The sequence below is a fragment of the Duganella sp. AC917 genome (genome assembly GCF_979258245.1).
Genome location: NZ_OZ409848.1, coordinates 4,969,833 through 4,981,370, shown reverse-complemented (window position 1 = coordinate 4,981,370; position 11,538 = coordinate 4,969,833). Strand labels below are relative to the sequence as shown.

The 11,538-nt window shown below is 67.1% G+C and carries 7 protein-coding genes; 5 read left to right on the top strand and 2 right to left on the bottom strand.

Features of this window, described 5'->3' with window-relative positions; translation table 11 throughout:
* Positions 1–25: 25 nt before the first annotated feature.
* The 5 genes from ACZ0BA_RS21710 to ACZ0BA_RS21690 all read left to right on the top strand — a co-directional run bounded on the left by ACZ0BA_RS21710 (position 26) and on the right by ACZ0BA_RS21690 (position 6,537).
* Positions 26–1,195 carry a hypothetical protein gene (locus ACZ0BA_RS21710; RefSeq protein WP_463453245.1) on the top strand — a complete coding sequence of 390 codons (1,170 nt, stop codon included), beginning with the start codon at positions 26–28 and terminating at the stop codon, positions 1,193–1,195.
* A gap of 188 nt (positions 1,196–1,383) precedes the next feature.
* A complete protein-coding gene (locus tag ACZ0BA_RS21705) occupies positions 1,384–2,277 on the top strand; it encodes a glyoxalase (protein ID WP_463453244.1) in 894 nt (297 codons plus the stop codon).
* Positions 2,264–3,700 (top strand): alginate export family protein, encoded by a 1,437-nt coding sequence (locus tag ACZ0BA_RS21700; RefSeq protein WP_463453243.1) that lies wholly within the window; start codon positions 2,264–2,266, stop codon positions 3,698–3,700. Before ACZ0BA_RS21705 ends, ACZ0BA_RS21700 begins: the two co-directional genes overlap by 14 nt.
* Before the next feature lie 87 nt (positions 3,701–3,787).
* Positions 3,788–4,363, top strand: coding sequence for a LysR family transcriptional regulator (locus tag ACZ0BA_RS21695; RefSeq protein ID WP_463453242.1), 576 nt, complete (start codon positions 3,788–3,790; stop codon positions 4,361–4,363).
* 35 nt (positions 4,364–4,398) lie between these two features.
* Positions 4,399–6,537 carry a phosphocholine-specific phospholipase C gene (locus ACZ0BA_RS21690; RefSeq protein WP_463453241.1) on the top strand — a complete coding sequence of 713 codons (2,139 nt, stop codon included), beginning with the start codon at positions 4,399–4,401 and terminating at the stop codon, positions 6,535–6,537.
* Here ACZ0BA_RS21690 and ACZ0BA_RS21685 read toward each other — a convergent pair.
* Complete coding sequence (locus ACZ0BA_RS21685) at positions 6,521–6,727, bottom strand: hypothetical protein (protein WP_463453240.1); 207 nt, start codon at positions 6,725–6,727, stop codon at positions 6,521–6,523. The genes ACZ0BA_RS21690 and ACZ0BA_RS21685 overlap by 17 nt on opposite strands.
* Before the next feature lie 225 nt (positions 6,728–6,952).
* On the bottom strand, positions 6,953–11,356 hold the full coding sequence (locus ACZ0BA_RS21680) for a DEAD/DEAH box helicase (protein WP_463453239.1): 4,404 nt from the start codon (positions 11,354–11,356) through the stop codon (positions 6,953–6,955).
* Positions 11,357–11,538 lie beyond the last annotated feature (182 nt).

The window sequence follows — 11,538 nt, the reverse complement described above, 5'->3', positions numbered from 1 at the left end:
CCTCTACCTTTATTGAGGAGCAAGCTTGCGTCAAGAATCCATCCTGCGCCTGGTCGCATTGGTCAGCTACGGCACCAAGCATTTGCGCAAGGAGATCGCGCTGGAGGATTGGTACGAACACGCCATCTTCTGGAACGCCCGCCTGCAGTTCCGCCAGCCCGACCACGCCGTGCTGGCGAGTGATTTTACGCTCTGGCTCGCTGTTCTTGGGCGATCGGGCGCCACGCGCTTGTCGCTTCACATGTTTTCGCAGTTTGAAATCCCTGTCCCGGATGCGCTGGTGCGCGTCGACTATGCGGTGGTTGTTCATTACCCGGACCGCCACGAGATCTGGGCGGTGGGCCGGGAGCGCGCAGCATGGATAACGCATCCATTGCTTCCGACCGACCTAAGTGAGGCGCACCGTGCTGCGCCTGATGCCGCCCGGTACGGTGGCGCCATCGATAGCTTCTTGCATGTCGAAACGCGGACAGGTGAATTGTCAGTGCCTGACACCAATTGGAAACAATTGGCGGCGGCCATCGCCCGCGATCTTGATACTAATGTTCCGTCCAGCGAAGTGCGCGCAGGACCATATTACGGTCCCGTGTCGGAGCAGCACCGGGCTAGAATGCCTCTGTTCCCGAAGTCCGCCGCCGCTACGCAGGCGTACTGGATATTGTCGTCGCTCGATTGGCAGCAGTCGCGATTTGACAACGACATGAATCCGAAAAACGACAACGGCTCCTACGCTCGCGCGAACCAGGAGGAGCTCGACGCAGTGGAGGATTGGGGTGAGCGGCTGTACTGTTGGTTGGTCGAGGTGCTGATACGTTCGGCGAACGAGACGGGCGCGAACGAGAAGGTTACCGCAAGCCTGTTTAGCGGCGAAGCGCCGCTGGTGCGCGTCTACACCCCTGCCATGCGCGCCGCAAGCACGGCCGGTACGTCGCCTCGCGTTGAGCGGGAACTCCCCGATGCGTCGGCGGATCGAGCCCCGCCGGCGCAGGGGCAAACGGCACCGCAGACCGATCCAGCCGATGCGGGCGTGGACGCGCCGTCATTTTCATGGCGGCGCCTCATCGGCTGGGCGATCACGGCGGTGATGCTCGGCGTGATCGTCCTGGCAGGTGCCCGGATCGTCGCCGATCATCCATGGGCTGCGGCGGTGGTGGGAGCGTCATGGGCGCTGTACCTGAAATTCCGCAGAAAATAGCAGCCGGCCGCGACGCCGGGCGCAGTTCCCAATCCTGTTCACTACATCCGCTACACAAATAGCATAGCGCCTACCTGATCCGAAGGAGGGTGGAATCCGTGCGCACCATGCGTATAGTCGGTTGACAGCAGTCGCGCAGCCGCGCCACTTCCGATCCCGCACTTCGATCCACTTTTCTGGAGTCAGATATGAGCACGCATTCCATCCGCACCCGCATCGCCTCCTATGCCGTGGCCTTCTCGCTGGCGCTGCCGGCGCTGGCCATGGCCGCGCCGGACGTCGCCGTCGCGCCGCAATACGACACCACCCACGTCTATGTGCAAAACGCCGACATCGATGCCTTCGTCACCAGCTTCGTCAACACTTTCGGCGGCAAGGCGTCGCCGCGCGCGGTGTTCACCGTCACGCCAACGCCGAGCAAGACCGCGTCGCAATATGTGCAAACGCCGGTCGGCATGCTGTCGGTGTTCGCTTTCCAGACGCCGATCCCGTACGGCTTCGGCGACGAGCGCACCGGCTACCTGGTCACCGACATCAACGACGCCACCAAGGCGGCGGTGGAAGCGGGCGCCGACGTCACGGTCGAACCGTTCGACGACCCGATCGGCAAGGATGTGCTGATCCAGTGGGCCGGCGGCGTCAATATGCAGCTGTACTGGCATACCAAGGCGCCGTCGTACGCGCCGCTGCATTCGGTGCCGGACAATCGCGTGTACGTCTCGCGCGTGTCTGCCGACAAATTCATCGGCCAGTTCAAGCAGTTCGCGCACGCGAAGATCGAGACCGACGAAAAAGTCGATGGTGGTGAGATCGGCCGCTCGGGCGAGCAGATTCGCCGCGTGCACCTGACCTCCAAATTCGGCAAGATGACGGTTTTCGTCAGCGACGGCAAACTGCCATTCCCATTCGGCCGTGAGACCACCGGCTATCAAGTCGACGACATGGCCGCCACCCTGGCCAAGGCGGCCGCCAATGGCGTGACTGTTTTGTCGCCGCCTTATAAAACCAGCAAGGGCAACGCCAGCGCCATGCTGCAATTCCCGGGCGGTTATATCAGCGAGATCCACGATGCGCCGAACTAGCCGTCTGGCGCGGCGCTGCGGCGGCGTGCTGGCGCTGGTCGTCGGCGGCGCAGCCGGTGCGCAGGCGTTGGCGCCGGCCGCCGATGCTGCGACGCCCGTCGCCTGCGACGTCAAGCGGCCATCGATCAACTTCAACCGCTGGAACGAGAACTGGGGCGTGCTGGCCGATCCCTGCCTGCCGCGCCAACCGCTCGACGGTTTGAAGTACATTCCGCTCGGTGACGACGGCGTCTCCTATTTGTCGCTCGGCGGCGGCCTGCGCGAGCGCTATGAACACATCGCCACGCCGCAATTCGGCGCCGGCAGCGCGCCGGCCGACGGCTACGTGATCCAGCGCGCCAATGTGCACGCGGATTTGCGGCTCGGACCATATGTGCAGGTGTTCGGCCAACTGGTCGACGCGCGCGCGTTTCAAAAACAATCGATCGCGCCGCCGGACAAGGACAAGCTCGATGTCGAGCAGCTGTTCATGACCGTGGCCGTGCCGACCGCCGACGGCGCCGTCAAGGTGCGCGCGGGGCGGCAGGAGATGGCCTTCGACCTGCAACGCTTCATCGCCGCGCGCGATGGACCGAATGTGCGGCAGGCGTTCGATGGCGTCTGGGCCGATTGGGAGCACGGTCCGTGGCGCTTGATCGGCTATGTCACGCAGCCGGTGCAGAACCGCAGCGTCGACAGCTTCGACGATTACTCCAACGGCCATCTGACCTTGAACGGTATCCGGCTGGAACGCCAGGGCCTGGGGCCGGGCGACCTCTCTGGCTACTACTCGCGCTACCGGCGCGACGGCGCCCGCTTCCTCGACGCGCAGGGCGATGAGCGCAGGGATGTCTACGATATGCGCTACAGCGGCAAGAGCGGCAACGCCGATTTCGATGTGGAAGGCATGCTGCAGCACGGCGAGGTTGGCGCCAAGCGCGTCTCGGCGTGGGCCATCGGCTCGATCGCCGGCTACACCTTCGCGAAATCGGCCTGGACGCCGCGCGTGGGCGTGCAGTTCGACATGGCCTCCGGCGACAGGCACGCAGGCGACGGCAAGCTCGGTACCTTCAATCCGCTGTTCGCCAACGGCTATTACTTTTCGCTGGCCGGCCTGACCGGCTACAGCAATTTGATACACCTGAAACCGACGATAACGGTCAAACCGGTGAAGGCCCTGAGCGTGACGACGGCCATCGGCATGCAGTGGCGCCAGACCACCGGCGATGCGGTATACGTGCAAAGCATGGCCGGCGTGCCGCGCACGGCGGGGCGGGGAAGTCGCTGGACGGGAGCCTACGCGCAGTTGCGCACCGACTGGGTGGTCAGCCCGAACGTGACGGCGTCGCTGGAGGCGGTGCACTTCAAAGCGGGTGATTCGCTGCGCGACGCCGGTGGCGGCAGCGCCAACTATCTGGGCATGGAGCTGAAGTTCGGCTGGTGACCGCAGCCATTGCGGTGGCATGTTTGACGCGTTTGCCGGAGCCCCGTATGCTCGCAAGACCGTCACCTATGCTTGTATCGAATATTTGTGGACCTGATCAACACCATGCGCTCGTACGTGCGTGTCCACGAGACGCGCTCGTTCAGCGCCGCCGCCAAGGATCTGCGCGTGAGCCAGCCGTCGATCTCCAAGGCCGTGGCGCAGCTCAAGCAGGAGCTGGGCGTGCAGCTTTTCCTGCGTTCGACCCGTGGCCTGGCGCCCACCGACGCCGGGCAGAAGTTCTACGAGCACGCGATCCGCACGCTGGAAGAAGCCGACCTGGCGCTGAACAGCGTCAAAGGCGCGGATGCCTCGCTGACCGGCCGGCTGCGCGTGATCGGCACCGTCACGTTTATGCGGCAGCACATCATCCCGAAGCTGCCTGTTTTTCTGGAAAAGCATCCGCGCCTATCCATCGACTTTCTGCTCGATGACGGCAATATCGGCCTGGTGGAGGAGGGCGCGGAAGTCGCCCTACGAATGGGGAAGCTAAACAGCGGGGTCAAGTCTGACATTCGGACACGAGCTAAGCCATGGCGTGGACCGGCTCGTGTCCGAATGACAGACTTGACCCCGGGGGGCCATGCAATAAGCCTGTCATATTTGGTGGCTATGATCTTGTGATCGGCACGTCCTTGCCGTGCACCAGAAAGCTCCCGATGTCCCTCAGCCGCCGTAAATTTCTCCGCCTCGCCGCCGCCGGCGCGGGCGTGAGCGCCACCTCCGCATTCCCCGACCTGATTCGCCAGGCGCTGGCGGTCCCCGCCAACAACGCCACCGGCTCCCTCGCCGACGTCGAGCACGTGGTCATCTTCATGCAGGAGAACCGCTCCTTCGACCACTACTTCGGCACCTTGTCGGGCGTGCGCGGGTTCAACGATCCGCGCGCCATCGCGCTGCCGGACGGACGCCCGGTGTGGTATCAGCCGGACGGCAAGGGCGGCCACGTGCTGCCGTTCCATTTCGACGCCGAAAACACCAGCGCGCTGTCGCTCGGTACCGATCATTCGTGGAAGGGATCGCAAAGCAGCTGGCAGGGCTGGGACGCGTGGGTCCAGAAAAAGACGCCGCAGTCGATGGGCTACTTCGACCGCGGCGACCTGCCGTTTTACTACGCGCTGGCCGACGCCTTCACCATCTGCGACGCCTATCGCTGCTCGGTGTTCGGCGCCACCGATCCGAACCGCCTGTATTCGCTCACCGGCAGCAACCAGGGCTGGATCGACAACATGGGCAAGCTGTATAACGTCGACAAGGCGCAGCGCTTCAACGGCGATCCGGCGCTGGACGACATCTCGCCCGGCGTTACCGCCGCCGCGCCCAATTGGCGCACCTACGCCGAGGTGCTGGAGGCGAACCAGGTCAGTTGGAAGGTCTACCAGGAGTGGGACAACTACGGCGACAACTACCTGGCCTACTTCAAGCATTTCCGCGTCAACGCCGACGGCAGCCGCCTCGATGCCGACTCGCCGCTGTACCGCAAGGGCCGCGCGTTGGCTCCCGGGTCCACGGCGGCCAACGCCGCCGGCACCACCGGCGACTGGCTGGTGAACTCCTTCGCAGACGACGTGCGTAACAACCGCCTGCCGCAGGTGTCGTGGATCTGTTCTCCCAACGACTACACCGAGCATTCGCCCAATTCGCCCAACGCCGGCGAGCACATCACCGCCCGCCTGCTGGCCGCGCTGGTGGCCAATCCGCAGGTGTGGTCCAAGACGGTGTTTCTGCTGATGTACGATGAAAATGACGGCTTCTTCGACCACGTGCCCTCCGACCTGGCGCCGCTCAACGCCGCCATGGGCAAGACCACCTTGCCCGCCATCGGCGTGCACGAGACCTATCGCGGCGAGCCGGTGGGACTGGGGCCGCGCGTGCCGATGCTGGTGATTTCGCCGTGGAGCAAAGGCGGACGCGTCTGCTCGCAGCTGTTCGACCACACCTCCAAACTGCGCTTCCTCGAAGAGTGGCTGGTGGCGCGCGGCCAAGCCCGCGACAAGGTGCGGTGCGACCTGATCTCGCCGTGGCGCCGCGCGGTCTGCGGCGACCTCACGTCCGCCTTCGACTTCCGCACGCCGAACAGCGTCTGGCCTGCCAGCGTGCCCGGTACGGCGGCCGACCGTCGCGTCGCCGGCAAGCCGTATCCGATGCCGCCGGCCGAGCAAACCTTGCCCCGGCAGGAGTGCGACGCGCAGGTCGGCGGACCGCGCACCGCCTGCGCGTTGCCGTACGAATTGTCGGTGCAGGGGCGTCTGGCCGGCGCCGGCCAGTTCGAGCTTAGTTTCGCCAACAGCGGCAAGGCCGGCGCGGCCTTCATCGTGTATTCCAGCTTGCGCAAGGACGGCCCCTGGTATTACACAGTCGAAGCGGGCAAGGAAATCGACCGTGAAATGTGGAGCTGGACCGGCGCCGCCTATGACCTCGGCGCGCACGGCGCCAATGGCTACCTGCGCCAGTTCAAGGGCCGGTGCGCCATCCCCGGCGGCGCGCGTCCGGAATTGTTGACGCGCTACGACAGCGGCAACGGCGACATCAGCCTGGTGCTGTCCAACCTGGAAGGCCGCAAAGCCTGCCGCTTCACCATTACCGACAACGCCTATGGCGCGCCGGTCGCCAGCCATCGCGTGACGGCCGGCCAGACCTTGCTGGTGCCGTGCGGCCTGTCGGGTAGTTTTGGCTGGTACGACTTCAGCGTCACCTGCGACGCCGATCCGCAATGGCTGCGGCGCGTCGCCGGCCACGTGGAAACGGGCCGGGCCAGCCGCACCGACCCGATGCTGGCGCTTAATATTCCTTCTTGACAATCTCGGTGATCTGGCGGAGTTCCTGGATGACCTGCGGAACGAAGGTCATCAGATCATTTTCCTCCAGCCATTTCCTGGCGTCGACGCTGTCCAGCGCGAAGTTTCCGCGCGCACGCAGCGTTTCGATCTGGCGACTCGCGGCGAGCGTGCGGATCTGGATCGCAATGCTGAGGTCCGAATAGTCCATCTATATTTCCTTCGTCGTTGCAGGTGGCGATCTGCCATCGTATCGAAACCGTCCGTTACAACCGGGCACAATTCGCAGCGGAAACTAAAACGTTGGCGTGGTACAACAGCAGCGCTGTCAACGTGCTCAACCCCACAGACGCGGCAGTGCGGTAATGCGTATGGTTAGGCGCCACAGGCGGCCAGCGGTGTTCGGCGCCGTGCGCGCGGAGCTGGCCGTGCCGCGCTAGCGGCGCGCGACCAGCTGCGCGTGCAGCAGCTCGCGCTCGGCGGGGTCGGGCGCGTGGAGGTAGCGGAATTTGCCGGCGACGATGGCGGCCACCGGCAGGCCGTCGCGGAACAACACCCGGTTGCCGGCCAGCGCTGGGACTTTGTCGCCGGGGAGAAGGGTGCCGCACAGGTTGAGCGGATCGACGCCGGAAATGCAGACAAAGCCGCCGTCGTGCGTCCGGCGGCGCATCTCGCGCAGCAGCGGAATCGCCTCGGGCAGCGCGAACTGCTCGCCCGACAGGCCGGCGACGAAACGGCCGCCGCGAATCTCGCCGCGCGCCTCCAGCCGGTGGTAGACCGGCAGCAGCTCGCGCCATGCCGGCAGCCACGCGGCCTCGCGTTCGAGCAGGCGCCAGAACATCACGCCGTAGCGGCGCAGCAGCGTCATGGCGATGTGTTCCAGCGTCTGCGGATCGGTGCGCGGCCTGCGCACGGGTGCTGGCGGGCGTGCCGGCGCGGGCGCCTGGGCCGGTGGCGCCATGCCCTCGGCGTCGACCGCCATCCCGGTGTAACGCTCGGTGATGGTGACGCCATCGGCCCGCCGCACCAGCGCCCAGCGGCCGGCTTCCTCCATGGTGGGGCCGGCGCCGCGCCGGCGCCGTTTGTCCATCGTCGCACGTTTATTCGCCGGCATCAGCATGGCGCGCAGGCCGGCGTAGCTGTCGGCGTTGACCAGCCCCGTGGCCACCAGCTCGCCCAGTGTGGTTTCCAGCTCCACCGGCAGCAGTTTGGCGTCGCGCGACAGCTCGTCGAAAAACATCGCGCCTTCGCGCCGCAACGCCTCCAGTACCCGCGCCGCGCGCGACGACACCTCCACCTCGGCGGCGACGGCCGGCAGCGCGTGCCACAGGCCGAGCTGGCGGCGCGGCAGCAGCACCAGCGGCGTGGCGCGCACCGGACCGCCGACGGCGCTGGCCGGCGCGCCGACCCGCGTCCAGACCACTTTGCCGGCGCGGCACAAGTCGTCGAGCCACAGCATTGAGTAGTCCTGCATGCGCAGCGCCAGCAGGTCGCTTTCCCAGGCGCCGGCGGCCGCCTCGTAGCCCTCCAGCTGCGCCAGGATGGTCGGCAGCGTGTCCTCGCCGCGCAGGCGCGCACCCTCGGCAAGGTGCTGCCACTCGAACAGGAAGCGCATGAAGTCCTGCCGTTCGACAGGTTCGATTTCGCGTCGCAGGCTTTTGATGGTGTAGCGGTGGATGCGCGCCAGCAGGTGGCGTTCGCACCATTCCTCCTGGTTGGCGCCGGGCGTGAAGCGGCCGCGCATCACATAGCCTTCGGTTTCAAGCCGGGTCAGGGCGATGGTGGCGTCGCTTTCGGACAGTCCGAGCGGACCGGCGATGGCCGTCAGGGGACGCGGGCCGAAGCCGCTCAGGCGCGCACGCAGGATCTCGACTAGCGCCGTGTCGCGCGTCCATGGCTCGTCGCCGTCACCGACTGCCAGGCGCTCGGGGATTGTCAGCGCCGGCGTGGCAACGGCGTCAGGGTAGGCCGCCTGCAGGCACGCCAGCCGTTCCAGCGCCACCCACAGGTCGGCGCCGCCAGTCTGCAAACGGGTGGCGCGGCCGCCGGCGGCCAGCGCGGCCAGCAGCGCGGTCCAGCCATCGGCGGCCGCCGCCTCTTGTTGCGTCACACAGGCCAGCGACATCAGCGCCTCGTGCATCTCGTCGCCGTTGCGCGGTTCCGGCCATGCCTCGGCGGCCACGGCGTCGATGGCGCCAGTGTCGAGCGCGCCCAGGTCGTCGCCGGAGGCCGGATCGGTCCAGCGGCGGTTGATGACCGCCTGCGTGCGGCGTTCCTCCAGCGGGGCGTCGTCGAGGAAGGCGTAGGGTCTCGCGTTGAGGATTTCCATGGCCAGCGGCGACGGCGCCGGCAGGTCGCGCGCCAGCAGCCGCACCTCGCCGGCCTCCATGCGGCGCAACAGGGCCAGCCAGCCCTCGCTGTCCATCGCGTCGTGCAGGCAGTCGTCGAGCGTCTGGTCGACCAGCGGATGGCCGGGCAGCTCGCGTTCGCCGACGATGTTTTCCAGGCACGCCGCCTGGTCGGGGAAGACGGCGGCCAGCAGGTCGTCGCTGCGCATGCGCTGCAGCTGCGGCGCGACCTTGCGCCCGCCCGCGTAACGCGGCAGGGCCAGCGCGGTGGTGGCGTTCCAGCGCCACCGCACGTTGAACAGCGGCGCGTCGAGCAGCGCCTGGATCAGCACATGCTCGGCGCTGGCCGAGCGCAGGTAGCGCCATACTTCGTCCAGCGGGAAGCTGTGCGTGTCCGACAGCGACAGCACGATGGCGTCCTCGGTGGCGGCGGCCTGCAGCTCGAAGTTGAAGGTACGGCAGAAGCGTTTGCGCAGCGCCAGTCCCCAGGCGCGGTTGATGCGGCTGCCGTACGGCGAATGCACCACCAGCTGCATGCCGCCGGAGGCGTCGAAGAAGCGCTCCATTATCAGCGTGTCGCGGGTCGGCAGCGCGCCCAGCGCGGCGCGGGCGCGGGCCAGGTAATCGACGATCTGGCTGGCCGCGTCGTCATTCAGGCCAAGGTGCTCGAACAGCCAGTCGGTGGCGTGGTCGATGGCGGCGGCGCCGTCCTTTTCGCCCAGCAGGCGGTCGATCTCGCCGCGCAGGCGCGCCACGCCGGCCGACAGTTCGTCGGTGCGGCCGGGCGCTTCGCCCAGCCAGAACGGAATGTTGGGCGCGGCGCCGTGCGCATCTTCGACGCGCACCTTGCCCGCCTCCACGCGCTGGATGCGGTAGGAGGTGTTCCCGAGCTGGAAGACATCGCCGGCCAGGCTCTCGACGGCGAAGTCCTCGTGCACGGTGCCGATGTTGTGGCCCTGCGGCTCGAGCACCACGGTGAAATCGGCGTTGTCCGGGATGGTGCCGCCGGAGGTGACGGCGGTGAGTTTGCCGCCGCGCCGCGCGCGCACGGTGCCGCTGACGGCGTCGCGATGCAGGTAGGCCCCGCGCACGCCCTGGCGGCCGCTGTAGCCTTCCGTGAGCATGCGCAGCACGGCGTCGAAGCGTGCCCGCTCCAGCGTGGCGTATGGCGCGGCGCCGCGCACCAGGTCGAACAGCGCGTCCTCGGCCCATTCGCGGTTGCCCACTTCGGCGACGATCTGCTGCGCCAGCACGTCGAGCGGCGCGACCGGGATGCGCAGCGCGTCCAGTTCATCGCGGCGCACGCAATCGAGCAGCGCGGCGCATTCGATCAAGTCGTCGCGCGACGTGGGGAACAGGCGCCCCTTGGGCAGGCCCCCAACGTGGTGGCCGGAGCGCCCGACCCGTTGCAGGAACGAGGCGATGCCGCGCGGGGAGCCGATCTGGCAAACCAGATCGACGTCGCCGATGTCGATGCCCAGCTCCAGCGAGGCGGTGGCGATCAGCACCCGCAGCTCGCCGCGTTTGAGGCGCTGTTCGGCGTCGAGCCGGTATTCCTTGGCCAGGCTGCCGTGGTGCGCGGCCACGTGTTCGGCGCCGAGCCGGTCGGCCAGGTGGCGGGCCATGCGTTCGGCCATGCGCCGGGTATTGACGAACACCAGCGTGGTGCGGTGCAGGGAGGTCAACTCCGCCAGCCGGTCGTACACGCGCTCCCACACTTCGTTGGGCATGACCGCCTCCAGCGGCACCGGTGGCAGCTCCAGGCCCAGATCCCGCGCGCGCACGTGGCCCACATCGACCACCGCGCAATCGCGGTCCGTGCCGGCGAGGAAACGCGCCACCGCCGACAAGGGCTTTTGGGTGGCCGACAAGCCGATACGCACCGGCGCGCGCTCGCACAAGGCGTCGAGCCGCTCGAGGCTCAGGGACAAATGGCTGCCACGCTTGCCGCCGGCGACGGCGTGGATCTCGTCGACGATTACGGTGCGCACGCCGGCCAGCATGGCGCGGCCGCTGTCGGAGCCGAGCAGCACGTACAGCGATTCCGGTGTCGAGACGAGAATGTGCGGCGCCTTGCGGCGCATGGCGTTGCGCTCGGCCTGGGTGGTGTCGCCGGTGCGCACGGCGGCGCGGATGCCGTGCGGCGGCAGCTTCATGGCCGCCAGCTCGCGGTCGATGCCCTCCAGGGGCGCCAGCAGGTTGACGCTGATATCGTTCGACAGCGCCTTGAGCGGCGACACGTACAGCACCCGCGTTTGATCGGGCAGCGGCGTCTCGACGCTCTCGCGCACCAGCGCGTCGATGGCGGCCAGAAAGGCGGTCAGGGTCTTGCCGGAACCGGTCGGCGCTGCGATCAACGTCGGGCGCCCGCTCTGGATCAGCGGCCACGCGCGCTGTTGCGCTTCGGTGGCGGCGGCAAAGCTGGCGCGAAACCATGCCGCGACGGCGGGATGGAATTCTTGCCAAATGCCAATAGTCGAACGCGGATTCATAGGGATGACGCCAAACAGGGCCGGCTCAGGTGACGAGGGCCTTTTATTCTACCCGTCGCGGCGCAGATCGGCTTGTCTGTAGGAAGTTGATTCGCGGCCACGGTGTATAAGCGAACATACAGCTCCGCAGTGCCGCCGCATGATGGCTACATCTCTCAATGTCCCGAATGGCCGGACGGCGA